Source organism: Nostoc sp., from assembly GCF_036917655.1.
Lineage (GTDB): Bacteria > Cyanobacteriota > Cyanobacteriia > Cyanobacteriales > Nostocaceae > Nostoc.
The window spans coordinates 13353-39002 of the sequence record NZ_JBALCY010000073.1 but is presented as its reverse complement, the minus strand read 5'-3'; the positions used below and the strand labels follow the sequence as shown (position 1 = coordinate 39002).

At 40.0% G+C, this 25650-nt stretch carries 26 protein-coding genes; 18 read left to right on the top strand and 8 right to left on the bottom strand.

Features of this window, described 5'->3' with window-relative positions:
- Positions 1-41: 41 nt before the first annotated feature.
- Genes V7K30_RS26720 through V7K30_RS26685 form a run of 8 tightly spaced genes read left to right on the top strand, consistent with a single transcriptional unit; the run spans position 42 to position 9113 of the window.
- Positions 42-896, top strand: coding sequence for a Card1-like endonuclease domain-containing protein (locus V7K30_RS26720; protein ID WP_335004498.1), 855 nt, complete (start codon positions 42-44; stop codon positions 894-896).
- On the top strand, positions 893-2512 hold the full coding sequence (locus tag V7K30_RS26715; protein ID WP_335004496.1) for a Cas10/Cmr2 second palm domain-containing protein: 1620 nt from the start codon (positions 893-895) through the stop codon (positions 2510-2512). The genes V7K30_RS26720 and V7K30_RS26715 overlap by 4 nt, the downstream gene beginning before the upstream one ends.
- The gene (locus V7K30_RS26710) at positions 2513-3190 is read left to right on the top strand and encodes an RAMP superfamily CRISPR-associated protein (RefSeq protein ID WP_335004495.1); all 678 of its coding nucleotides are present in this window, start codon (positions 2513-2515) and stop codon (positions 3188-3190) included. It abuts the gene before it with no gap.
- Positions 3187-4824, top strand: a complete 1638-nt coding sequence (locus V7K30_RS26705) for an RAMP superfamily CRISPR-associated protein (RefSeq protein ID WP_335004493.1) — start codon at positions 3187-3189, stop codon at positions 4822-4824. Before V7K30_RS26710 ends, V7K30_RS26705 begins: the two co-directional genes overlap by 4 nt.
- Positions 4824-6317, top strand: coding sequence for an RAMP superfamily CRISPR-associated protein (locus V7K30_RS26700; protein ID WP_335004491.1), 1494 nt, complete (start codon positions 4824-4826; stop codon positions 6315-6317). The genes V7K30_RS26705 and V7K30_RS26700 overlap by 1 nt, the downstream gene beginning before the upstream one ends.
- Complete coding sequence (csx19, locus tag V7K30_RS26695; protein WP_335004489.1) at positions 6314-6868, top strand: type III-D CRISPR-associated protein Csx19; 555 nt, start codon at positions 6314-6316, stop codon at positions 6866-6868. Before V7K30_RS26700 ends, csx19 begins: the two co-directional genes overlap by 4 nt.
- Positions 6869-6876: 8 nt before the next feature.
- Complete coding sequence (locus V7K30_RS26690) at positions 6877-7872, top strand: RAMP superfamily CRISPR-associated protein (RefSeq protein ID WP_335004488.1); 996 nt, start codon at positions 6877-6879, stop codon at positions 7870-7872.
- 5 nt (positions 7873-7877) lie between these two features.
- The gene (locus V7K30_RS26685) at positions 7878-9113 is read left to right on the top strand and encodes a TIGR03986 family type III CRISPR-associated RAMP protein (RefSeq protein ID WP_335004486.1); all 1236 of its coding nucleotides are present in this window, start codon (positions 7878-7880) and stop codon (positions 9111-9113) included.
- A gap of 447 nt (positions 9114-9560) precedes the next feature.
- Here V7K30_RS26685 and V7K30_RS26680 read toward each other — a convergent pair whose 3' ends face one another.
- Entirely contained in the window at positions 9561-9923 is a 363-nt protein-coding gene (locus V7K30_RS26680) for a hypothetical protein (protein ID WP_335004484.1), read from the bottom strand.
- A gap of 230 nt (positions 9924-10153) precedes the next feature.
- Here V7K30_RS26680 and V7K30_RS26675 point away from each other — a divergent pair, with 230 nt between their 5' ends.
- Positions 10154-11233: a DMT family transporter gene (locus V7K30_RS26675; RefSeq protein WP_442941110.1), complete on the top strand. Its 1080-nt coding sequence runs from the start codon at positions 10154-10156 to the stop codon at positions 11231-11233.
- A gap of 32 nt (positions 11234-11265) precedes the next feature.
- Here V7K30_RS26675 and V7K30_RS26670 read toward each other — a convergent pair whose 3' ends face one another.
- Positions 11266-12114 carry an alpha/beta hydrolase gene (locus tag V7K30_RS26670; protein ID WP_335004480.1) on the bottom strand — a complete coding sequence of 283 codons (849 nt, stop codon included), beginning with the start codon at positions 12112-12114 and terminating at the stop codon, positions 11266-11268.
- A gap of 271 nt (positions 12115-12385) precedes the next feature.
- Between V7K30_RS26670 and V7K30_RS26665 the strand changes: the two genes are divergently transcribed.
- The 5 genes from V7K30_RS26665 (at position 12386) to V7K30_RS26645 (ending at position 17498) form a co-directional block, all read left to right on the top strand.
- Positions 12386-13084, top strand: a complete 699-nt coding sequence (locus V7K30_RS26665) for a DUF2996 domain-containing protein (protein WP_335004479.1) — start codon at positions 12386-12388, stop codon at positions 13082-13084.
- Positions 13085-13736: 652 nt separating this feature from the next.
- Positions 13737-14813: a magnesium-protoporphyrin IX monomethyl ester (oxidative) cyclase gene (acsF, locus tag V7K30_RS26660; RefSeq protein WP_335004477.1), complete on the top strand. Its 1077-nt coding sequence runs from the start codon at positions 13737-13739 to the stop codon at positions 14811-14813.
- Between the two features lie 143 nt (positions 14814-14956).
- Positions 14957-15838 (top strand): hypothetical protein, encoded by an 882-nt coding sequence (locus tag V7K30_RS26655; protein WP_335004475.1) that lies wholly within the window; start codon positions 14957-14959, stop codon positions 15836-15838.
- Between the two features lie 5 nt (positions 15839-15843).
- Positions 15844-16551, top strand: a complete 708-nt coding sequence (locus tag V7K30_RS26650; RefSeq protein WP_335004473.1) for a hypothetical protein — start codon at positions 15844-15846, stop codon at positions 16549-16551.
- Positions 16545-17498: an ATP-grasp domain-containing protein gene (locus tag V7K30_RS26645; protein ID WP_335004471.1), complete on the top strand. Its 954-nt coding sequence runs from the start codon at positions 16545-16547 to the stop codon at positions 17496-17498. The genes V7K30_RS26650 and V7K30_RS26645 overlap by 7 nt, the downstream gene beginning before the upstream one ends.
- Before the next feature lie 115 nt (positions 17499-17613).
- On the opposite strand, the gene V7K30_RS26640 is transcribed toward V7K30_RS26645, so the two are convergent.
- Both V7K30_RS26640 and V7K30_RS26635 read right to left on the bottom strand, forming a co-directional pair.
- Positions 17614-18828: a type I restriction endonuclease gene (locus tag V7K30_RS26640; protein ID WP_335004469.1), complete on the bottom strand. Its 1215-nt coding sequence runs from the start codon at positions 18826-18828 to the stop codon at positions 17614-17616.
- Positions 18829-19272: 444 nt separating this feature from the next.
- Entirely contained in the window at positions 19273-19719 is a 447-nt protein-coding gene (locus tag V7K30_RS26635) for a hypothetical protein (protein WP_335004468.1), read from the bottom strand.
- A gap of 141 nt (positions 19720-19860) precedes the next feature.
- Here V7K30_RS26635 and V7K30_RS26630 point away from each other — a divergent pair, with 141 nt between their 5' ends.
- A complete protein-coding gene (locus V7K30_RS26630) occupies positions 19861-20196 on the top strand; it encodes a hypothetical protein (protein WP_335004466.1) in 336 nt (111 codons plus the stop codon).
- Between the two features lie 50 nt (positions 20197-20246).
- A complete protein-coding gene (locus tag V7K30_RS26625; RefSeq protein WP_335004612.1) occupies positions 20247-20513 on the top strand; it encodes a Precorrin-3B methylase in 267 nt (88 codons plus the stop codon).
- Between the two features lie 127 nt (positions 20514-20640).
- On the opposite strand, the gene V7K30_RS26620 is transcribed toward V7K30_RS26625, so the two are convergent.
- The 3 genes from V7K30_RS26620 to V7K30_RS26610 all read right to left on the bottom strand — a co-directional run bounded on the left by V7K30_RS26620 (position 20641) and on the right by V7K30_RS26610 (position 22582).
- Positions 20641-20850: a hypothetical protein gene (locus tag V7K30_RS26620; protein WP_335004464.1), complete on the bottom strand. Its 210-nt coding sequence runs from the start codon at positions 20848-20850 to the stop codon at positions 20641-20643.
- A gap of 318 nt (positions 20851-21168) precedes the next feature.
- Positions 21169-22353, bottom strand: coding sequence for a WD40 repeat domain-containing protein (locus V7K30_RS26615; protein WP_335004463.1), 1185 nt, complete (start codon positions 22351-22353; stop codon positions 21169-21171).
- A 22-nt stretch (positions 22354-22375) separates the two neighbouring features.
- A complete protein-coding gene (locus V7K30_RS26610) occupies positions 22376-22582 on the bottom strand; it encodes a hypothetical protein (protein WP_335004461.1) in 207 nt (68 codons plus the stop codon).
- 286 nt (positions 22583-22868) lie between these two features.
- Here V7K30_RS26610 and V7K30_RS26605 point away from each other — a divergent pair, with 286 nt between their 5' ends.
- Positions 22869-23051 (top strand): hypothetical protein, encoded by a 183-nt coding sequence (locus V7K30_RS26605; RefSeq protein ID WP_335004460.1) that lies wholly within the window; start codon positions 22869-22871, stop codon positions 23049-23051.
- Between the two features lie 377 nt (positions 23052-23428).
- A complete protein-coding gene (locus V7K30_RS26600; protein WP_335004458.1) occupies positions 23429-24124 on the top strand; it encodes a pentapeptide repeat-containing protein in 696 nt (231 codons plus the stop codon).
- 333 nt (positions 24125-24457) lie between these two features.
- Here the strand turns inward: V7K30_RS26600 and V7K30_RS26595 are convergent, their stop codons facing one another.
- Positions 24458-25438 carry an aldo/keto reductase gene (locus V7K30_RS26595; protein WP_335004456.1) on the bottom strand — a complete coding sequence of 327 codons (981 nt, stop codon included), beginning with the start codon at positions 25436-25438 and terminating at the stop codon, positions 24458-24460.
- Positions 25439-25650: the final 212 nt, after the last annotated feature.

The window sequence follows — 25650 nt, the reverse complement described above, 5'->3', positions numbered from 1 at the left end:
CAGATATTATTTTTAGCTATCTCGACCCCCGCAGATTAGAGATGTGCATCGATAGAGAAGATAACGAGCGCATCCGCTTAAAAATAAAACCAGATACATTACCAGTTGAACTTGTAACAATCTTTCAGCTACATGGGTTGGAGTTAAAGCAAAAGCCTACACAACAAGCACAATTACCAAAATTAGCAACAGAACTTGCCAATGTTTTGAAGGAAGAGAGTAAATCAAAGCAGTGGTTTGATTGGTTCTATAACGTTTTTCGTGAGCAAGCTTATAGGAAAAAATCAAACAGTGGAGGAGATTGGAAATCTGAAACATCTCTGATAGATGTATCAACATCTCTAGAGAAATTACCAAAAGAAATTGTTGTAGCGTTTAAACAAGAAAACTTTCTTATAAATGAAAATGAACTTTCGTTACAACAAGTCCAAAAAACAGGAGTTTTCCAAAAAATTAAACATTTTTGTGAGTGGCTTGATGGTTTATGGCTAGAACATTATGTGTTAGAGCAAGTTCAAAATATTGCTAAAAAGCAATTGATAGAAGACTATAGAATGAATTTTGCAATACCTCTTACAGGTACTAGAGATGGATTTCAGTTTGATGTTGCATTTACCCGTGGCTATCAACTTTTTGCTATTTCTTGCACAACAACCAGCAAAAGAGACTTATGCAAAAGTAAGCTTTTTGAAGCATACCTCAGAGCAAGACAAATGGGAGGAGATGAAGCTAGAGTGGCTTTAATTTGTTGCTCTAACGAACCAGATACCCTGAAAGCTGAAATTTTGGCATCTATTAATGATAAAAAAATTGCTGTATTTGGACGCGAACATCTAGCAAACTTATCTGAAGAAATTGATAAGTGGATTACTCAAGTTGACCGGGAGGCAAAATGACACAATTTACTGTAACTGTAGTTGATACGACAGGTAAACAGAATTATATCTTCAGCAGCAACCGTCTACGCGAAAATATTGGAGCCTCTTTTCTCTTATCTCAATCTACAAAAGAATGGGTTGAAGAAACATTAGTAAAATTAAAGGTTCCAATAAAATGCCAAGAAGAAGCAATAGAAACTAGTGAATTAAATGGAGAACTAATATACGCGGCTGGTGGTAACGCACTTATATTATTTAAATCACGCGAAATTGCTGTTAGGTTTACCCAAATATTGAGTAGGCGAGTTTTGGAAGAAGCGCAAGGAGTTAACCTTTTAGTTGCTCATGCCGATTTTGATTGGGAGAGCGAAAATTTACATTCAATAGTTGAAAGTTTGAAAAAATATGACATAGAACGTCAAAAATATGAGCGAATTCCTTCGGTTCCGCTATTGGGATTGGGTGTAACTGCTAGTTGTAACTCAACTCAGCTTCCTGCTGTAGATACAAGCGATGATTATGTAAATTATGGCGATGAAGAAGAAACAGATAGTTATTTGATTTCTACGGAAACCAAGCAAAAATTACAAGCGGTTGACAAAGCTAATCAAAAGCTGCAAAACTTTTTTACTGATGTAGTTGACCAAAATATTTATCAGTTTCCCTATCGAACCGACCATTTAGGTCGCTCTAAAGGTGAATCTAGCTATGCTGCTATTGTTCATGCTGATGGTAATGGGATGGGAAACAGGTTTAAAAAATGTGGAGAAGGAAAAAAAAATCGAAATTACATTGGTGACATACGAGAATTTTCTAAAAGTGTTGATAAAGCTGGTATCAATGCATTAAAGGCTGTTACAGGTATTTTAATTAAATCAATTCAACAAGGAAAACTTGTTGGTAAAATTGGAGAATTTAATTTAAATGCTAAATACTATCTTCCTTTTCGTCCTTTAGTTTATGGTGGTGATGATATTACCTTTGTTTGTGAAGGAAGAATAGGACTAGAATTAGCAGCTTTATTTCTGAAAGAATTTGAAAAACAACCTGTAGCTGATGGTGAACTTTTAACGGCTTGTGCAGGTGTTTCTGTGGTTAAAACTCATTATCCTTTTGCACGAGCTTATAAAATTAGTGAAGATTTATGTAAAGAAGCCAAGAAATTTGTGAAGGATGAGCGAAAACAATATGGAGTAGATTATTTTTCTGCTATTGATTGGCATTTAGCAGCAAGTGGATTACTTGGTGATATTTCCGAAATTCGCCAGCGTGAATATCAAGTCAATAATGGAGATAAACCTTGGAAGTTATCAATGCGTCCTGTACGGTTGCAAAACAATAACAGGGAGTGGCGTACTTGGGAAAATTTCACTCAAGTTGTTAAAGAGTTTAAGGAAGGAAAAGACTGGAAAGAACGCCACAACAAAATTATGGCTCTGCGAGAAGTTTTACGCAAAGGATCTATTGAAGCTACTGAAGAATTTTTATGTGCTTATAAATTGTCACAGCTACCACTATTCCCAGAGTCTAGCGGTCAAAGCGAACAACTAGCTAAAAATGGTTGGGTAAGCAGTAAATGTGGCTACTTTGATGCTATTGAAGCTATGGAGTTTTACATTGGACTGGAGGATTAGGTGATTATTTATCAACTGAAAATTAAATTATTAAGTGATACGACCTTTGGCAGAGGTGATGGTATAGCTGGTTTAATTGACCAGGAAGTTGAGCATGATTCCTGTGGATTTCCTTACTTGCGCGGACGCACGCTTAAGGGGTTATTGAGGGAAGAATGTGACAATTTAATTGCAGTTTTACAAAATGATAGTCCCGCATATTGGGAAAATCTCGCTTGTACTCTTTTCGGTACACCTGGCAGTACTCTGGGAACAATAGCAGCAATGCACGTAGGGGATGCTTGCTTGCCAGATGATTTACGCGAAGCTGTTGCTTGGCAAATTCAAGATAAAACATTGACAAAAGAAGATGTTCTAGAATCTCTAACTACTATCCGTCGCCAAACTGCGATTGATTCCCAAACTGGTACGGCATATCAAGGAAGTTTACGTTCTTTCAGAGTAGTTATACGCCAACTTGAATTCAAAGCTGATTTGCTGTTTGAAACTCAACCTAGTGATAAAATGCTGTCAATTTTAGCAGTGGGAGTACTAGCACTTCGACGTTTAGGAAGTGGACGCAACCGAGGTAGAGGATATGTGCGATGTACGCTACATAATTTACATAATAATGTGGGACAAGAAATTACACAAGATTATGTAAGCCTGTTTAGTAAAGTTCGGAAGGCAGTTACGTGAAGATAATTACTTTTTCATTGCATACTCAACAGCCACTCCTTGCTACTTCGTTTCAAGGCGACCCAAATAGTGATGTATCTTATAGTTTTATTCCCGGTAGTATGATTCGGGGTGCAATAATTGGTCGCTACATGAAGCAACATCAATTATCAGAGCTTGATTTGAGCAATGATACAGTCAAACACCTATTTTTTGATGCTAAAAGCACGCGCTACCTAAATGCATATTTGCTAAGTCAAAAAAACAAACGGACGCTACCTGTACCCCGTTCTTGGTTTAAGGACAAGGATGCAGAATTAAGGGATGAATCACCTGAAATAACGGTTTATGATTTGGCGTTGCTGAATGAAGCAGATGAATTAGAAAATCCTAAGTTTGTTGGTGAAGGTTTTTGGACAGAAGAGGGTGGCTGTGTAAGATTCTACAAGGAAAAACGACGGATTAACATTCACAATCAACGCGATCGCAAACAAGGACGTTCTACTCCAATTAAACGCGACCCTCAAACAAAACAACTCAAGGGTGAAGGAGAAATTTTCCGCTACGAAGCAATTGATGCTGGACAAACGTTTCAAGCTGTCATCCTCTGCCAAGAAGCAGATGCCGACTTTCTGAAAAAATTGCTCTATAAATCAGAAGATTTTTGGCTGGGTGGTTCCCAAAGTGCTGGTTATGGACATACAAAAATTTATGATGTAAATTGTCATGATGCTTGGGATGAAGTAAGTATTCCAATTGAAGACCGTATTGATAGGGACATTTTTACAATTACGCTGCTAAGTGACATGATTTTACGTGATGAATGGGGGCAATACGCTGTAATTCCTCCATCAGCACAACATCAAGTCCCAGTACCATTAATAGAAGAAATAAAAAAGTTTTTAGGTGTAGAACCGCAGCCAAAAAGAAGTTTTACTACTAACACTTTAGTCGGTGGATTTAATCGTAAATGGGGTCTTCCTTTACCTCAAGTCCCAGCACTAGAAGCAGGAAGTGTATTTGTTTTTGAGAATATTTCCTTAAATTTAGAGCAGATTCAACAACTGGAAACTCAAGGCATTGGAGAACGAAGAGTAGAAGGTTTTGGCAGAGTTGTTGTGAATTGGTTAGAAGAAAACCGTTTTCAGCCAAAGCAACCTGACACAACTAGAAACAATCAGCCAACATTAAAACAAAAAGCATCACGTACTTTAGCAGCAGAAATGGCTGAAAGGCTTTTGCTCCAAAAACTAGAGCAAGCTTTGCAAAAGCAGATGAAGTATCCTGGGATACAAGGTGAAATCAAGAATAGTCAACTATCGCGCTTGCTATTAGTAGCAAGACAGGCACTAACAATAGGTGATTGTGATTTAGTACTGTCACTTTTAGATAATTTACCAGCTAATGCCAGAGGTCAATTTGAAAGAGCAAAAATAGGTGCAGACAAAGATTCTCTGAAGCAAAAGCTTGATGAATGGCTGCGTCATCCTATGTCTTGGTCTTGGATTAGCAATCCACAGGATTTAACAGTCAGTATTGCAAAGATAGAGCGAAGTATCACAGATGAATTTGCCATAAAAAATAAGCTGGCTGAAAAATACACTCTGCGTCTAATTATGGCGATTACTAAAAAGGCAATGAAGGAGAAAATATAATGAGTAGCGATCGCCTGATAAATCGCAATCAACGCTATATTATCGAACGCATTATAGTAAAAGGCACTTTAGTTTTAGATACTCCAACTTGTTTGGGAAGTGGTGATGCTGATGGCGATACTGATTTAATTTTGTTGCGAGATAGTAGAGAAGATAAAGCTTTACTGATGGGTTCATCTATTGCCGGAGCGCTACGGAACTATTTGCGAGAATATAAAAATGGTTATAGTGCTACAGAAGAATCTTTATTATTTGGCGGTCTGCGTAGTGATGAAGAGGGTGAGCAAAGTCCTTTAATAGTAAATGATGCACTCAGCAGAGAAAATATCAAAGCAGAACTGCGAGATGGTGTCAAAATTAATAGCGTTACTAGAACAGCCGAACCTGGGGCAAAATATGACCTGGAGTTGTTAGAAGCAGAAACAAAGTTCGACCTTTATTTTGAATTGTTGATTGACGCAGAAAATAATCAGGAGCAACTAGTTAGAGAATTAGCGATCGCACTTCAAGGACTAGAATGTGGTGAAATTTCCATAGGGATGAAAAAGCGACGGGGTTTTGGTCGCGCTCATGTAGAAAATTGGCAAGTATGGCAATTTGATTTACAAAAATATGATGAGCGTATAGCATGGTTAACCTTCGAGCATTGGTCTACAGGTTTATTACCTAATTATCAACCCTATGACTCAATAGAAAATGCTCTTGGTGTATCTGTGGATGGAGGAGATAAACGCGATCGCCTAACCATCAATGCCACATTCACCCTCGCAAGTCCACTATTAATTCGTTCTGGTCAAGCGTCTACGAATAAAGCTCCTGATGTAGTTCATCTTAAATCCCGACGTAATGATGAACTGAAACCAATTTTATCTGGTACAGCTTTAACAGGAGCATTGCGTCACCGTGCAGAAAGAATTATTAACACTTTGACACAAGGTAAAAAACAACTTATCACCGAACAAATCGTTAATGAAATGTTTGGTTTTGTCAAGGATAAAAAACAAAAATTAGAATCAACAAATGATGATCAGACAAAAAGAGCAAAGGCTAGCCGCTTAACTGTGGATGAAAGTATTATCAAAGGTGCTACTAAAGATAATGATTTAGTACAAAACCGTATCGCTATTGATCGCTTTACAGGTGGTGCATTACATGGTGCTTTATTTAACGAACAGCCAATTTTTGGCGGTGATGAAACGAGTTTAGAGCTAAAACTAGAGTTACGCCAACCAAAAAATCATGAAATTGGGTTGCTTCTGCTTTTGATTAAAGATTTATGGACTGGAGATTTACCTGTAGGTGGTACTAGCGGCATCGGACGGGGAAGATTGCAGGGTAAATACGGTAAAGACACAACTATTACTTTGCATAATTTCCAGAAAAAGACAACGTGGACTATTTTTCAAGCTGCAAAAGATGAAGCTTTGGTTGTGAATGATGTTGAGTCTTTAGATAAATTTGTTGCTGCATTAAATAAGGAGTTAGTAAATTGAATAAACCATTATGTCAACCTTTAGTAGTTCCAGTGAATTTAGATTTACAAGAATGGTTAGAACAACACGCAAAAAGCTATAAATTAAAATCCCTATTAGCACACGCTGAAGATGGGGTAATCTGGGGAAAATTCATCCTAAATGGAAGTTTACTGACATCAGAATTTTCTCAATGTACAAAATTACGTTCTTGCACATTACAACAATGTCGCGCTTTTGGTGAAAATGCAGAAGTTATGCTTTGGCAAACCGATGAAGGTTTAAAAGCTCGTATTATCAAAGATGAGCATTTGAAACAAGACGAATATATTACCGAGTATCAAATACTTTTAGGAACGCATGGGGAAAAAAGCGAAGATAAAGGTTTCACTTTACTTTGGGATGGGAAGCAAGGTTTAAAACACGCTGTACCCTTTACTGATATTGTGCTTGAAAAACATGGGAAGCTTAAAAACCCAGTTCGTTTAAAAGTAAATCATTATATTGATTATAACGATGCAGGTGTAGCGCGTATTTATCTTAGTCGTTTGGTTAATCTCACAGCCAAGTAAATAAAATCATGACTCAAAAACATATATCAAATGTACGTAAAGAACGTTGTGCTGTAGCTCCTTATAATTTTGTAGAATTACCCGATAAAGTCATACCAGCACAGTTACCACTTCCAGGACACAATGTTTATGATTCTCAGCGTTTTACTGGCAAAATTGAATGTACGCTGACTACCTCTTCACCACTTTATATTCGCTGTGGCTGGACTCCCTCTGATTTTGCTAAATATGAAGGTAAAGCAGAAGAGAAACTAACGGAAGATCAAAAGAAGCAATGGGAAGAGGAAAAGCGAAAAATACTTGCTTCGTTTTATAGCCATCCAGATAATTATCATCCGACTATCCCTGGAAGTAGTATTAGGGGAATGCTACACGCTTTAGTAGAAATTGCAAGTCATAGCAAAATAGACCAAGTTGCAGATAGACAATTGATTTATAGAGCTTTTGCAGATACTACATCTTTAGGTGAATTTTATCGCGATCGCCTTCTGCAAAAAGTAGAACCCGAAAGCAATGAAGATTGTCAACATCGATATATATTCTTAATGCAGGCTGGTTATTTGATTCCATCTCAACAAGGTTCTGGATGGGCAATTCAGCCTGCGAAAGAACTGGTTTTAGGAGCTTCCTTTACAAGGATTGAAATCAAGGATATTTCCAAATTAATAAAACGTTCTTGGCATGATATGAAACACGCTCACCAAGTTAATGTATGTGTTGAGTCTTTAGCTTGGCATCCATGTAGAGAAGGATATATCGAGTTATATTATGCGAACGCAACTCCAGGAAATAATGCCAACAAATCTGCTGGAGTATTAGTAGAAACTGGAGGAATACCAGGGAAGAAAAAAATGGAATGTGTATTTGGTTTGCCTGATGAAGACGCAACACTAATACCAATTCCTGATAATTTTGATTATTCCATGATTCAGGAGTATAAAGAGCAAATTACTAACGAACAAAAGAACAAAAGGATAAACTTGGGGGGAAAGATGGTGTATTAAAACCTATGCACCCCATATTTTACTTAATTGAGGACGGCAAACTGGTGTTCTTCGGGCATACCATGATGTTTCGTCTGCCTTATGAACAGTCAATAAAAAAATTTATACCGAACAATTTATATAACTCAGAAACTCAACAGATAGATGTAGATATCGCTGAAGCAATTTTTGGCTTTATTCGGCACAAAAAACAAAGTAAAGAGCAAGCTGGGCGAGTATTTTTTAGCGACGCGAAATGTCAAAAAACCGCCGATGAAGATATTTGGTTGAGTGGCGATAAAACAAAATCCATCACTCCGAAAATATTAGCTAGTCCAAAGCCGACAACATTTCAACATTACCTAGTTCAGGATAGTGACAATGAAGGAAATTTAAAACATTACGCTAGCCAATCAAATGAAACTGTAATTCGCGGCCATAAACTTTATTGGCATCAAGGAGAAACTAAACTCAGTCAGATTGAAGAAAGTGATAAAACTAAAATTGCTAAATCTCCTCTTCAATATACTGGTATAAAACCTATAAAGCCTGATATATCTTTTGATTTCGCTATAAGATTTGAAAATTTAAGTAGTGTTGAATTAGGAAGTTTACTTTGGGTTTTGAATATTGCTGATGATGATAATTTTCGCCTATCTCTAGGGATGGGTAAGCCATTGGGAATGGGAGCGGTGAAGATTAGCAATCAAAAACTATGGTTAAGCGATCGCCAAAAACGATATCAAAGCTTATTTTCAGATAATTATTGGGCTGAAGCTAACGGATTAGATTCTGAGAGAGAAATTCGTGAAAAATGTGTCCAAGATTTTGAAAGCTATATTCTCGAATATATGAATCCTAGCGTTAAACAATTAAAAGATTTACCACGGATCAAATCTCTACTAACAATGTTGACTTGGAAAGGAGTTTCTGAACACTCTGGTCGTTACATGGAAATTGCGCGAAACCAAGAACCTTGTATTAGTGAATTGAAACGAAATGGCAAAGGAACAAATGAGTATAATAAACGCCCTATTTTACCAACTCCATTGCAAGTGATGAATATTTCAGATAATCATAAATTTGAAGAATCATCAACGCCATCATCTGAAATATCTAGAAATTTTGAGAAACCAATTAAAAAAACTGGGCAACTCAAAGATAAATTCCAAAATAATTCAGATAGAAGAAATTCAGATGGAGGGATTAGCTTTAATCCAGCAATAGCTAGACCACAAAAACCACCAAAGCCGAAAAAATGAAGTGCGATCGCACCACCCCTAGATATTGAAAGTATCCTATCTAACCCATCTGTCCCCTTACCCATTCCCTGATTGTTTGTCGAAAAACCCGTCTTCCTACCATGCGGTATCTTTACAATTAGTGACGGAATCTCTTGAATGTTCAGATTAGGAAACACTACACTTATTTCTCTGTGAAGATATTCTTCACCTTCTAAAAAGTGCGATCGCACCCTTCCTCTTCACTAAAACTCTCAACATCGACAAGGGAACAAGGGAAAAAAGAACTTATACCCCTTGTCCACACGGTTTCAATAAGACTGTTTTGAAAGGTAGTAGTTTATGGGGACATTAAGGGAAAACTGCACTCTTTTTCCTAGTTACGATATTACACTTTTCCAAATTCTCAGCATCCAGATTGGACATATTCATGATTAATGAGTTTTTGCACTCAACGCCCTGAATAAATTACTTTACTTCGCTGGGTTCAAACTTAGTTACCTTACCTTTCTTAACCGCTACAATCACATCGTAGTGAGAACAGTAAGCGAAGGTGACATCATTAGCTTTATTATAAAGGTTAACTACGTGACCTGCACCACCTAGCTGGATACCAATTGGTTCCAAGTCACCAAAAAAGAAACGACGTAGTTGATCACCACTACCAATCTGACCCTTACTCTTAGTAAGCAAGTCTAGTTTTTGTGCTACAGACATCTCTTCGGCTGCTGATGCCTGCACTAATGATGGATTGATCACCTTTAATGGTGCGTCCCAAACTGTGAAAAAACCAACCAAAGCAAAACTTGTAAGTAATGGTGCGAGTTTCATTTGTTACTCTCTTCTTTGTTTTATCCTGAACATCCCAAGCATCTCAGGTGGGAGTGAGAGCTTATTGAAACTAAACCACTATTTTCATGAATTTATCCCTTGAGAAAATTTAGTTGATTCTCAGCACTTTCTCAGGCAATGATGGTAGCTCAAAGTCACAGCATAATTTAAGTATTTTCTCAACAAAACCTCATTTATAACTGGGTGAGGGCAACTTAATATAATGAGCAATGCTTTCATTGCAGTGTGTTATTGTGACTAGACCCAAAAGACCACATCGCTTAATCCATAGAGTTTCAGGACAAACATATCTCTGGCTAGCAATGCTAATTTTTGCCGCATCTGGCGCAGTTACTCGGAAGCTAACAGAAATTGGCGCTCAACATTTCATAGGCAATCGCAATCCGATTTCTTTGTGTAATGTTTTATTTGTGGGAAACCTTTGCGCCTTGATACTTCTGATTCTCATCTATGGGCGACAGTGGAACAAAGCCACTTTAAAGCAACTCTCAAGGACGGATTGGGTCAGTTTAACAGCAGTAGCTATTTTATCAGGAGCCTTGGCCCCTGGCTTAGTTTTCCAGGCACTCGCACTCACAGGGGTGAACAATGTCATCTTGGTGGGACGCTTGGAACCACCTTTAACTCTGGCTTTATCAGTCTGGTTATTGAGGGAACGGGTAAATATTTGGCAATTTATCGGAGCGATCGCAGCCTTTATCGGTGTTATCCTAACTATCATCCTTCAGCCCCCAACAGAAGCCATGCTCAACATGGGAGGTTTCGGTTTAGGGATAGGGGAAATTTTGGCAGCAGTAGGATCTGTGGCTGTAGCCGCTTCTACGATTATTGGTAAGAAATACCTTTCGCAGATACCTTTGGGAATCTATAGCATTTTTCGGACTGCACTAGGAACCGTAATCTTTTTCTTCATTGCTTTAGTCCTCTATGGCAGGGATCATTTTGCTGATTTCCTCTCACCGTTCTTATGGCAATGGATGTTTCTCTATGGTGGGTTAATTGTGGTAGTAGGTCAGTCTTTTTGGATTAAAGGCTTGAAAACTTCCACTATATCTATGGCTTCCTTAGTTAGCTCATTTAGCCCAATTGCGGGCATCCTAGCAGCCTATTTAATTTTAGGTGAAGCTCCTACCCTACCTCAATATATTGGTGGTAGCTTGATTTTAGTAGGCTTATTCTTAAGCCAAGTTGGTATTTGGCGTCAGACTTCTAGCATTGCGTCTGGCAAGGTGAGTTCTACTCAAGCACAGCAACAGGTAGAAACTGGTATGGGATTCAAGGGGATTTAAAGGGTGCAAGGGAGCGTCTAGCCTATTAGCAATTACGAATTACTGGGACGGGGTAATTGCTGATTTGTCTTTACAAGGTTAGTAAACTCCTGCAAAGTTTGACGATACTTTTCTTCAGCTACCTGGAATAAATCATTATGATTTGCCTTTTCAACCCACAAATAAAGTTTTGGGGATATTGCAGCATTAAATAACTTTTCTCCATGAGCAAAAGGAATGATATCATCTGCTTTTCCATGAATTACTAATATTGGGCATTTGACTTTTTTGATATTGTCAAGATTGGGAAATTTATCAAAAGGTAAAATCCGAAAAGGTACTATTACTTGAAAAGCGGAAATAAACGAACTTTCAATAATTAAACCCGCTACTGGTTTCCGCATTGCTAAATTTACCGCAGAACCACCGCCAACCGAACGACCTAAAACTATAATTCTTTCAGGTGGTATTTTTAAATTTTGCGTCAAATAATTGTAAGCGCTATCAATATCTTCGTATGCGTGAGTTTCTGTAGGCTTTCCTTGACTCGTACCATAACCACGATAATCATAAGCAAAGACACTAAAACCCCATGCGTGTAATTTTTCTAGGATCTGTTTTATATCTCCTAAATCTTCAGAATTACCATGAGAATAAAGAATAGTATATTTAGCTTTATTGTTCAATAAGTATGTAGCTGAGATATTTGTATTTTCCCCACTTCTTAACTTAATAATTCCGGCATCATCCTGATAGCTAGAAGGTTGAGACAGAAAAATCATGCTATCTGCCCGAAAATATACAAATACAGCAAAAAATATATAGATAAAAATTAAAGATTTAACCAGTCGTTGCCAAGTAAAATCACCAATTAGCAGTTTTATAAGTTGCTGTTTATCCATTAGTTTTTATTTATCGGGTAAAGCTTTATTATGTTTTCTAATAGCAATTTTATGTGAGATTGCGCTTTATTCAGGTAAAGGCAACTCATGTAGACGCATTCGCAAAGCGTCTCCAAGAGTTACGGCTTCCCGCAGGTTATTGCTCCTATAGCTTGGGATTGAAGCACTAAAGTGCTTACTACAAACTCCGTTAATATGTCAAAATGAGAATACCCGATACATCAAGGTGAGCGATCGCTCCGAAAGCTAGATTAAAGGATTGACCTGAGCAATGGCAGACCAAACCAATCACAATCAAGCGGGAGAAGTAGCTCCCAGCACTGTTGACAAGCAAGCTCCCAGTGTGGCTGAAGAACACGCTCCTAGCACAGACTCACCCGAACCGACAGACCTTCCTAGTGCCAACGCGCCAGATCCTCAAGCCGCAAACCCCGAAGATAACCCCAATGCTGCTAAACCAGCTGCTGTACCACCCAAGCGAGAAAAACCCGCAGCCGCAGCTAAAGCCGCAACAGGAGAAAAACCCGCAGGCGCCGCAGCAACAGGAGAAAAACCAGCCGCCGCAGCTAAAGCCGCGAAAAAGGAAAAAGCCCCAGCTGTTGAAGATAAGCCATTTGTAGAGTTCATCGAGCAAGACTACTTGCCAGCTTTACAAAAAGCGATCGCTCAACAAGGGGTGCAAGATTTACAGATGTCTTTTGCCAAGCAGAAGGTGCCAATCACTGGCTTTGAATCAGCCGAAGAATGCTGGCAAATTATCGGCAGTTGGAAAGAAACAGGTCTGCGTCAGTTTAACCTCTATTTCCCCGAAGAAGATATTCAAGGGAAAAAGGGATTTTCCTGTAATGAAGGCAAAAAACCTAGCACTCTTGAGTCATTTTTAATCGATGAGCGCAGAATTACACTCGATTTGTTGGTATTTGGCTTAGTTCAGCGCTTGGACGGTCAAAAGTGGTTAGGTATAAATTAGTTATTGGGCATTGGGCATTGGGCATTGGGCATTGAAAAGAGGCAGAGGGGCAGGGAGCAGGGAGCAAAGAGGTAATTTTTTATTCTTCCCCTTGCCCCCTAACCCCTACTTCTTCCCCACTCTCCTTAAAGTTCATGGAAATGGTAGATAACGGCTCCAGTATTGGGGTCGTTATCGATTTTTACATAACCTGATTTGTACTGTTTTCAACCCTTTGGATTTGCTCTTGTTGTCTGAGATGGGTTTTCCATGTTGTAGTAACAACCACAGAAAATTACTGAGATAGCAGTGCTTTGAGAATACAAAAGGTGCGTGCTACTCCACTTAATCGAAACAGTGTTAATCACTGAACTACGTTTATTTGACTACTAATCTGCGATTTTTGATTCCGCAAACATTGAATTATTGTTGCAACTCTTAATCTTTTGCTTACAAATTTATAACCCGCACCTTGGTAGACTGAACTTTATACAATTGGATTATTGTGGGCTGTTACGGCTTGCCAAAGCATTACCCTTGGCTTTCTGGTGAGGCAGTCCGGTCTTCGGGGTTTCTCCTATGAGGAACTGCCGTTAGCGTAGCGGTAGCGACTGTGCGTAGCGTCACCCGAAGAGTCTACTTAAGATAATAAAGACGAAAGAGCAATCAAGACATGGTAGATTCCCTCAAAAAACCAGGCTTTGAAGAAATCCGGCCAGGGATTAAAGTCCCGGCAAAAGAAACCCTGTTAACACCTCGGTTTTATACTACCGATTTTGATGAAATGGCACGGATGGACATTTCCGTCAACGAAGACGAGTTGAGAGCCATTCTTGAAGAGTTTCGCACTGACTACAACCGCCATCACTTTGTTCGGGATGCCGAGTTTGAACAATCCTGGGATCATATTGATGGGGAAACTCGCCGATTGTTCGTTGAGTTTCTAGAACGTTCCTGTACGGCAGAGTTTTCTGGCTTTTTGCTGTATAAAGAACTCGGTCGTCGCTTGAAAGGTAAAAGCCCCGTCTTGGCAGAGTGCTTTAACCTGATGTCACGGGATGAAGCCCGTCACGCTGGCTTTTTGAATAAAGCTTTGTCGGACTTTAATCTATCCCTAGATTTAGGGTTTTTGACTAAGAGTCGCAGTTATACCTTCTTTAAACCCAAATTCATCTTCTACGCCACTTATCTTTCTGAAAAGATCGGTTATTGGCGCTACATCACCATTTATCGCCACTTAGAAGCACATCCCGAAGACCGGGTTTATCCAATCTTCCGGTTCTTTGAGAACTGGTGTCAAGATGAAAACCGTCACGGCGATTTCTTCGATGCGATCATGAAATCTCAGCCGCAAATATTGAATGATTGGAAAGCACGGCTGTGGAGTCGGTTCTTCCTGTTGTCGGTGTTTGCGACAATGTATCTCAATGACATCCAACGCAAGGACTTTTATGCCACCCTTGGACTGGATGCGCGAGAATACGACATCCATGTTATTCAGAAGACTAACGAAAACGCAGGTAGGGTGTTCCCGCTGATGTTGGATGTAGAGAATCCAGAGTTTTATCAGCGCTTGGATACTTGTATAAGCAATAATGAAAAGCTGAGTGCGATCGCTAACTCCAACACTCCCAAATTCCTGCAATTCTTCCAGAAACTGCCGCTTTACATCTCCAATGGCTGGCAGTTATTGCGGCTGTACCTGATGAAACCAATTGATACTGTTTCTGCTCAAGGGGCAGTTCGTTAAGTTATAACAGGTTTGCGAAAGCTTTAGTGGTTCTGCTGATTGCAGAGCCACTTTTTTTGTCCAGAATATTACCCTAAGGGGTACTATTCGTCAATAGGTCTAGGCAGTTAGGTTGGATATGTAGTTTCGCTGTAAACAAACATATGACAGACCTATCAAACGGAATTGGAATCATCAGACAAAAACCAACTCTAGTTTCAACCTTTGAACTGCTAGTAAAAGCAATTACACCTGTTACCGCTCCTGGGACTGAGGCTGTTGCTCGCACAGTTATCCAAGGTTACTTTTTGACCATTGCCAATACTAGCAACTCTGATATAAAGTTGACGCTGCAATTTACTGCAACTACACCAGTATTAAATGTAGCTGACACCGTGATAATCAGCGATGTCAAAGGAACTAACGATTTTAGTGATTTAACTCCTGTTGCAGGCGATCCCAACAAATTTACTTTCAGTGTAGGCATTTCAGCCAACGACACGGCTTTGCTTACATTACTGCCCGATGTCACCAAAATAGACATTATAAAAGCAGCGAAATTAGAGATTCGCGGGTATGTGGAAATCTTATTAAATTCTCCCTCTGCGGCAACTCCAGTTAACCTGCTGTTGACGCCTGAACATAGAGGCACATTCCTGCCTCAGAATTTGGCGGCTCCCAATCCTGACTTCGATCAATTGGCCTATTCTCTGCCCACATCTACTGGTGGAAGCTTGTTTACGCTTACAGGGCCAGTGTTGAAAATTAGCAAAGAACTGAAGATAGAAGTTAAAGAATTCGAGAAAGTTCAGAAAGATAAAGATTTTGAGAAAGTTCAGGCTGAAAAACTCGCTGAGACAAGTCAAATTGAAAATCTTGCTCCAGCAGATGCTTCTAATGACCTACAGCGGCTAATCGCTCTGATGGCTCAACGTCTTGATCAAATAGAACAGCGCACGGCTAATGGCCAAAATGGGCAGTCTTTCATTCAAGCCAAAGAACGCCCAAGTGTTGGTCAACAAGTAGTTAATCAACCAAGGAATTAAGGCTAGTGTTGGTTATTGTCGCCAGTCGCTATGACAAAGCCGCCGAGGCGCTGGTTGCTAATTGGGCGGCTCATGGTGCTAGCCTGCTGACACCTGAAGATTTGTCACTGGTTGGATGGCGACACTACTTAAGTGCTACTCAGGATTCTACAGCAGTGGTAGGTGGGATGGCGATCGCTCTCGATCAAATCACCGGCGTCCTAACTCGTCTACCCTCTATTTTTGAACAGGAACTTCTGCACATCGTCCCCGAAGACCGGACATATGTTGCTGCGGAAATGAATGCCTTTCTAATTGCCTGGTTGTCCAACTTAAAATGTTCAGTCTTGAACCGACCAACACCAACATATCTGTTGGGGCCTGCTTGGCGACCCGAACAATGGGTTTATGCAGCTGCTCAACTGGGTATTCCGGTACGTCCAGTGCTACGGCACAGTTCCATGTCGGCAAAAGTGTGTCCCCAGGTTGCTAAAAAACCGCTGGTAACGGTGACAGTGGTGGGCGATCGCTGCTTGGGTGAAGTTGAAAAACCGCTGGCATCTCATGCCAGACGCCTTGCTGATGCTGCTCAAGTTGACTTGTTGAAAGTTTATTTTAGCAGCAGCGAATCCTCAGCAGAGTTTTTGGGCGCTGACCTGTGGACTGATATTTCTGCACCAGATGTAGGTGATGCCATATTTGAGTATTTAAGTAGAGGTGATGCCAAATGTTGATTTTGTTGTGGGGTATTTCCGAAGAATCTCCTTTGGCAGCAGTCTACTCAGAACTAACCCGTCTGGGCATACCGACAGTATTCCTCGATCAACGAGATATTTTAGATACTGAAATCGAACTTTCTGTAGGCGATGTCTTACAACTACCAGTTCAAGGACAAATCCGTATCAAGTATCAAAAAATAGACTTGAGTGAAATTACCGCAGCCTACTTGCGCCCCTATGACTCGCGCCGCCTCCCCCAAATTGCCGAAGCAGGTGCAAATAGTCCAGCTTGGCAACATGCGATCGCAGTTGATGATACCTTAATGTCTTGGTCTGAAATTACACCCGCCTTAGTCCTCAACCGTCCGTCAGCAATGGCTGCTAACGGCTCTAAACCTTACCAGCTAGAGCAAATTCGATCGCTAGGCTTCAAAGTTCCCCAAACCCTTGTCACCACAGACCCCGAAGCTGTGCGAGCTTTTTGGGAATGCCACGGCAACATAATTTATAAATCAATCAGTGGTATCCGTAGCAAAGTCTCGCGTCTGGGAGTTGAGCATTTGGAGAGACTTGAGAATGTATCTTGGTGCCCGACTCAGTTTCAGCAGTATATACCTGGCAGAGATTATCGCGTTCATGTCGTGGGGACAGAAGTTTTCGCCAGCGAGGTAATTTCCCAAGCTGATGATTATCGCTATGCAGCAGAGGATGATGAATCCACAGAAATTCGTGCTTGTCATCTTTCTGAAGATGTAGAACAGCAGTGCAGAGGATTAGCAAAAGCGATAAATCTACCTCTTTGCGGCATAGATTTGCGCCAAACACCTGGAGGTGATTGGTACTGCTTTGAGGTTAATCCTTCACCTGGTTTTACTTATTACCAACAGTTTACAGGTCAACCAATTAGTACTGCGATCGCTAATTTGCTGTCAGGCAAAAATCGGATCTGCTCAAGAAACTAGTTTAATAACTTTGTCTTTTGAGTATGCTGTTATTCCCAATCTGCCTTTATCTACAAATATTCAAAACTCAGAATGGGAGACAGCACAAAGATAGTTTGGCAGTAGATACCTTGAGTTAAGCTGATTTTTCCATTCTGATTACATCTGGGGTGAATACTTGATGCTTGGCTGCTTCTGCCTCGTAACATCTGATAATCAGTGATGTAAGCTTATCGAAATCACTGACAGAGGAAATAATTACTTTTGATGCGGCATCCCCCAGAGAAGCTGTTACTTCCTGCACTTCAAAATTTGAAGCTAGAGACTTTACTTCATCTACACTTAGCCGAGCAATAAAACTTTTTTTCTGCGAAGACAGATATAGTCTCAAAAACCACCAAGTACTTTTGCCAACAAGATTGATACCAAAGTATGAAACAGTATCCTTGTATTGGAGTTCAAAGTTGTAACTCCTTGAAGTTTGCGTGATTGCTTTAATTTTTTCAAAGGCTTCGATTTCTTCAGCAGTTGTTACTACTTTTGATTCTTGAGATTCTTGTTGTTTATCCTCTTCTTCAATCTCTTGTTCTATTTTAGGTTCAATAGGCTGATCTATTACTGGAGTAAGTGAGCGAGTCATTAACTCTACTAAACTTCCCTGAATCGACTTTTTAACAATTGGTTTGAATTTATCAATAACTTTCCCAGTAATTCGACCTTTAATTTCATAACTAGGGGCAACTGTACCGAGTTCAGTTACTAAAAAGCGAACAAATTCTTCAGAAGGAGAACGTAAAAGATTTCCTAGAAGCTGAGTCATGCCTTTTACATAAACCATTTCCTCAGCATGATTGGTAATAGCTGTAACCTCAAAATTATCACGGTGAAAAAATTTGAGGTTATCAATATCTTTGGTATCATATTCCAGGATGTTAAAAGTAAAAAATGGCTCCTTGTCCATGACATTTTTATCATGCAAGTCTGTAAAGAAACGATACTCAACCCCATTAGTGACGATAGCTACTTTTGTTGTCAAAAGTCCATTAAAATAGCGGCTCAGTTGCCCATCATGTGCTTCAGCTTTTTGACCACGGGCTTTTGCCTCTACAAGCATAACTATATTATTGTTAATAGCTAAGGCGTAATCTACCTTTTCAAACTGCCCTGCTTTTTTAATAGCAAAATCTGCCACGTATTCCGGCATTACTTCACTAGGATCATAGACATCGTAGCCAAGAGCACTCAAAAAAGGAACAATCAGTGTCATCTTAGTAGCTTCTTCGCCAACAACTTGATCAGCCCGCTTACGCACTTGTTCAGACAGCTTGGTAATATCTTCAGTGAATCCCATATTGCTTACTCCTAGTATTAGTAATTTTTGATACACTTATTTTGCAAAATAGGAGCGATTGCAAGGTGATATGGTAGATTTAAATTGAAAGTGTTAAGTAGATAGACGTAATTAAATGTCAGATAAAACTCTTGTTCATAGTGAGCGATTTATCGCTCGGTATAAGGTTTTAAGGGGCTAGAGCCGCTTACTACGAGCTTTGATTTAATTAAGCCCTTCTACTTAGCGCGATCGCCTTCCTGATCACTCCTATAAAAGTATTCCCAAATAAGTACTAACCTGTAACACTCATAACCTGTTTATAAGTGCAATGGCATTGGTAATGAATAAGAATAAATGAGAATAATTTTTGATAAAGCCTTAGTCTATAGCAGTTATCAAAAGAAAAATGCTCAAGCTAATTATTCAAGCCCCTGGATGAATCCGTGGGGCCTTTTATACAAGCTAACTTGTCGCTGCCACTTTGTTTCCATTCTGGTTGCCATTTTTGCTGCCGTTGCCGTTCACACTGGCAATGAATGATGGTTGCTGTAAACTGGGAACTGGTGACTCGCCTCGCAGTCCCTTGTAGCGCTGGTTCTTAGGAACACCTCCCGCCATGCCGTACTCCACACTGCTTTTACCATATTGAGTAGCAACTCCCAACAGCATATGCTCTGCCATATCTGCCAACTCGCGCTCTGTTTGGAGCATTTCCTGGTACAACTTATCGAGGTTGGAAAGAGCAGTGTTGTATAAATTCTCTTTAGTTCGCATCTTCTCGATTAGGGTGGAAAAGGCAGGTAGGCTGAGTCCATTACCTACATCTAAATTCGGATCAATTGAGTTAATGCCAGCAGCACGACGCGCTGCTTTTTCTAACACCTGAGAGGTTCTTTTTCTTCGAGCCATGATATGAACCTTGTAATCCAGTAGAGTTAATATTCTTTACTTTAAAAAACTTTCGTATTGATCAGCTTGAGAGAACTCCGGCAATTCTCCAATAGTTTTTGTTACATAGCGATGATTGTCATGAATGCGCGATATACCGAAATGAGTAAGCAATCAAGCATTTTGAGAAAGCAATATGCCTTTTTGCTTGCTAAATCTACCGAAATGAGAAAGCAATCAGGCATTTTGAGAAAACAATATGCCTTTTTGCTTGCTGAATCTACCGAAATGAGAAAGCAATCAGGCATTTTGAGAAAACAATATGCCTTTTTGCTTGCTGAATCTACCGAAATGAGAAAGCAATCAGGCATTTTGAGAAAGCAATATGCCTTTTTGCTTGCTAAATCTACTGAAATAAGAAAGCAATCAGGCATTTTGCTTATTGAGATCGACTTGATATCGATTTGCGGGTTTGACTTGTTTGAGTTGCAATTGTGAGAATGAGTCTGATTCGCTACGATGGCATTAGAAATTTATCGCATCTGAGTATGGCAAAGCAGGATGCTCCACTCACAGGAGTTGCACTGATTAAAGAAGTCTGTCGGCGGATTCGGGTAGCCCGCAGCTATTGGGATGCTCACAATAACGCTGCTTGTCGGGGTGAGCGCGATCGCGCATTAGCCCTTTACAATACACTGAGCAAGGAACAAAAAGAGCAGATTCCGCAAGTGTTGCGGGTGTGGCTGCGTTATCGCAGTGAAAAGTACTTTGGCGCACACCGAACACCGCCCAAATCGGCACGAAAATCAAAATAGTCCTTACCAAGGGCAACACCTCGCCGTTGATATGTCAAAAGATACCTGTGTTGTTGATGCTCAGTTCATCGATATAATCATCTCCCCTTAGCCACTCCAAGCACAATTTGCTTTCTAATTATTTAATTTAGCAACTAAAACGTCCAGATATTGCTATGTCTTCTGTGTAGTTTTTGGGCGCTCGGTGTGCTTCGCGCACCATTGCTTGTGCCAGTTGCGTAAGTCCTGGAATCTTAAAATAGAGTTTATGAACAGCAGCTATGTTTAAAAGATTTGACCGCCGCCAGAAAAACCAGTGCTTAACGACAATGAACTGTCTACAGGGATTGTGCAACATTCAGTTACGAGACGTTGTTACTTAGTAACTTGCAATCTACTGTATTAAACCCATTTATTCATCCATCAGTCGTATACAATAGCCAACTAAATTCTGACGACTGACACCTTTATTCTTGATAAAGCTTTACCTTAATGATTTATTTTGGGTAGCTGAAGAAAAGTATCATAAAACTTTGCAAGAGTTTACTAGCCTTGTAAAGGCAAATCAGCAATTATCCCATCATCCTATTCTGCCTTAACCCTCTTTAATCACTCTAGTCATAGTAAAATCTAAAACCCTTATCTAACCAGAATTTTGCTTTTTCACTTTAGTTTCTTAGTTAATTCGCCAAATATGGATAGTGCTATCCTCATTGCTACTAGCGAGGGTTTTACCATCTGGGCTAATAGCAAGCCCTAAAACGGAACTGGAACCATCCTGAAAGGTGTGCAACAATTTCAAAGTCTCTAAGCTCCACAGTTTAATACTGCCATCATAATTGCCGCAGGTCAGAATTTTTCCATTGGGGCTGATGGTAAGAGATTCAACTGAACTAAAATTGTCAGGAAACTCATGTAGCAGTTTTCCAGTTTGAAGATTCCATAACTTCAGGGTGCTAGTTGCACGATTTCGAGAAACTAATTGACCAAAACTGCCAGTGACGAGCTTTTTGCTATCGGGAGTAATAGCAATAGCATCAACTCCAGTTTTGTGTCCTTTAAGAACATGGCGTGTTTTTTTAGTTTGCAGATCAATCAGCCTAATTGTACTGTCATCGCCACCCCCAGTACTCACAAGGGTTTGCATATCAGGGCTAATTGCAACCTTACTCACAAAGTCTGAGTGTGCAGCAATGGTATTAAGCAGTTTAAGTGTGTGTAAATCCCAAAGCTTGATTGTGTGATCATCACTGCCACTAGCAATCAATTTACCATCTGAACTAATAGCAACTGTTTCTACTGGCTGGGTATGTCCACTTTCGATGTTAAGCATTAATTGAGTGCGTAAATCCCAAACCTTCATTGTTGGGGTGGTTATTCCACCACTTACAATCAGCTTGCCATTTGGACTAATAGCAATTGAAGTAACACCATCTGAGTGAGCATCTAAACTACGCAGCAATTTTCCAGTCTGGAGATTCCAGATTTTAATAGTATCATCTCTACCTCCACTAATCAGGGTTTGCCCATCCGGGCTAATGACAACTGCTGGAACACCAAAAGTCACTTTTTTATGCCCAGTCAGTGTGTGAACAAGTTGAATATGTGATTGGGACTGAGTAATTGTACTTCTGCCAATGGGGGGATTGGAACTGGAAGAATGTACATCAATGACAATGACAGTGATGTTTACTGCAATAGCTAAGGCTGTAATAGCTGGTTTGGATTTGAGGAAATTTAATAATTTCATGGCGGTGAGGAACGCAATTATTATATAGTAGAGTTCCCATTTGATGAAGTGCGATCGCTTTTCATCTTCTTGATTTAAGCGAGGAAATATGCCAGCAGGGATGTCTGCCAAATCTAACCAGTAGATTAACTTATCAATTGCTATGTGTTTTATAGTACATTACTTGCCAGTTGTAGCGTTCGCACAGCGTCTCGTAGAGAAGCGATGACCGAGGGCTGTAAGTTGCCTGAGAAGTGATTCTACAGCGTTGGGTCAACAACTGGCGATTTGTGGAGCTACTGAGGCATAGGGTAAACCATTCCTCATGTCTTTGGGCTATCCCGTTCTCTTGATATCTCATTTAAACTGCAAAACAGAGACTTGTAATGCCAAATTGGCAGAATCTTTCTGTCTTCATTTGAAGTGCCGCCGTTACTTCGCCTTTTTTTAACGGAGGAATGGAAAGAGTTGATGGCAGTATGGTCAAATACCTCTACTAGTTCAAGAGATAACTTTTAGCAAAGTTCGTTAAGCACGTCAAATTTAGGTCGGTTGTTACACACACCAGTTTGATTGTGATTAGTCAGAATGTAGTGTAGTAGTGCAATATATTGCACTGTTACAAAAGCTAAATACAGAGGTCAACTATGTTTCCTTTTTGGGGTAATGCCTGTTATGGAAGCGAACCCATTTCGCGCAAAGCTGGCTTAGAGCGGAAATTAAAATTCTTGATTTGGATGCGAGATGATTTAGAGTCCAAACTGGCTGGCATTAATGCTTCTATTGATACCATTCGGCAGCAAATAGAACGCTCAGACTCAGCTGTTTAGAACTTAGTTCTTGCATTTGTACTTAAGCCGATTGTAACTCCTTTGTGACTGGGCGCTGTAAATGGGCTGCATCAGTGTTGTAGGTCTTTGTGCAGCGTCCTGTCATAAATTAGCGCAAAAAAGAGCCAGCCTTGAAAAACGAAGTCCAGTCTTTTGTACTGGTGGAACTAACCTTGAATAAATAACTCAAGACAGAGGTAGAATAACCAGAGTTTATTAATATCTGGAAGTTATACTATTTCACGAAAACCTTGATATACATAAATTTCTCGTAGGTGCATGGCATTGCCATGCCCTTACAAACGTATTTGTATCATTATTAAAGTGAAATGGTATTAGAGCCGTAATCGTCACTTAACGTGCCAAAACTTATAGAAATGAAAAATATTATCTCGATTGGTTGGAATAGCTGGTTAAAACGGCACAAAGAATCTGTTTTACTATTTGACTCAATTGCTGCCGCTAGTGAGATTGCCCTTATGCTTAACGGTCAATGGGATGGCTGCAATGGTGTGATAATTGCTAAATGTGATGAAGTAGCTGTTAATACTGCGGCCAAACTTAAGATAGCTACATGGTGTTATCAAGGCGCATCAAAAGCTGTTTTAGATAGATTAACAGCTGATGAAATTTTACGGCGTTATGCAATGGGAGAAAGAAATTTTATTAATGCTAATTTAAGGTGTGCAGTACTTGCATCAGCGAAACTGAGTGAAATTAACCTAAGTTATGCAAAATTGAGTTGGGCAGACCTAAGTCAAGCCAATCTAAGTAAAGCTGATTTAACAGCCGCAGACCTAAGTCAAGCTAATTTAAGTGGAGCCGACCTGAGTAAGGCATACTTAATGAGGACAAACCTAACTAAGGCAGACCTGCAACAAGCTTCACTGAGGGGGGCTAACCTAAGTAGCGCTAACTTAAATGAAGTTAACCTCACTGATGCAGATTTAACAGGAGCTAATCTATCACTAGCAGACCTAAGAGGTGCAAATCTTCACTTCTGCAATTTAAGTGGGGCTAACCTAACAGGTGCCAAGTTTATTGAAAGTGACTTGGCTTTTGCTCTCCAATGAGCACACCTGAAGTCCATGTATTTTAATCGAAAAATAGTAATTTATATTACTAGTTAATCAGACATAATTCAATCCGCTTGGGTTCAGCCCAAAAAATATATTGCGTAGGTTGGGTTGAGGAACGAAACCCAACATTTTCGGGTATTTGTTGGGTTTCACTTCCCTACGGGACGCTGTTCGCGTTCGTTCAACCCAACCTACAATTATCCTTAACTGAACTGTATTAAGACATAATTAAGAGATTATGTCGGGATTTCTGTAAAATCCAAGTATTTTTCTTCTCAGACTTAAACCAAGTGTTTGCAATGATTCATATTCAGCAACCTTTAAATTTTACTTAGTTTGAAAGATATTTTGTACCATTTTTTTGTCTGTATTCGCCGCCGCCCTATCCAACTCTGCAATCTCACTGGCGTCTAATTGCCAACCCAATGCACCAATATTCTCCCTTGCCTGTTCGACACTCTTTGCTCCAGGGATGGGAATGGTTCCTTTACAGATGCACCAGTTAATTGCTACCTGTGACATAGTTTTGTTTCTGGACTGTGCCACCTCTTGTAAACATGCCAAAAGCGATCGCATTCCTGGTAATATCTGCCTAAACAGCAGACCTCGGATACCTTTGGGCAAAGGGCCTTGCTCAGAGTATTTTCCTGTCAGTAGTCCCAAGGCCAGAGGGCTGTAGGCAATCAGTTTAATTCCCAACTCATCACAAAGGTCTTTGAGCTTTAGTTGGGTTACAGGATATGTAGACAACAAAGAGTATTGAACTTGCAGAGTAGTAATCGGAACGCCTCGTGCAGCAAACTTATTCTGCACTTTGTAAAGCCGTTTAGGCCCATAATTGGATAGTCCCACTCCCTTAACCAGTCCTTGCTCATACACATCGGCAAGACCATCCAACAGCCCTTCTTCTTGCCAAGGAGCATAGTTTGCTGTAGACCAGTGCATCTGTACCAAATCTACGTTCCTTTCCAAACGTTGGGCAGATGATTTGCAAGCTTTTACCATTGACTGAGGTGTCCATCTCCAGGGGTAAGCAGCAAGCTTAGTAGCAATGCAAATATTTTCTTTGCCTGAACCTATATATTCTCGGTTGAATCGTCCCAGGAGTAACTCACTCCGACCATTTAATCTCCCAGTTCCGTAAGAATCACCTGTATCAAATAAAGTCACACCGTTGCTTACACAAAGGTTAAAGACGGCTTGTAACTGGTCATCCATACTTTCGTCATATCCCCAAAGCAGTTGATTGCCCCAGGCCCAAGTCCCGCAGCCCATGCTTGGGAGGAAGAGTTTTTGGAGAGTCTGCATCTTTGCTCTCTGTAGATTGCCTTATTAATTATCAGGCATATAGCAGATAAGTTGTTCCACATTTAACTTGCATATATTGGGCGGGCGAGACGCCCACCCCACAAGAAATGTACAATTTCAGATTATGCAAACTAGATGTGATTTAGCTTAATACCGATTATCTGTGAGGTTGCATAAAACCAGTTGCTCAAGCCCCTTGTCTTATCAAAGTT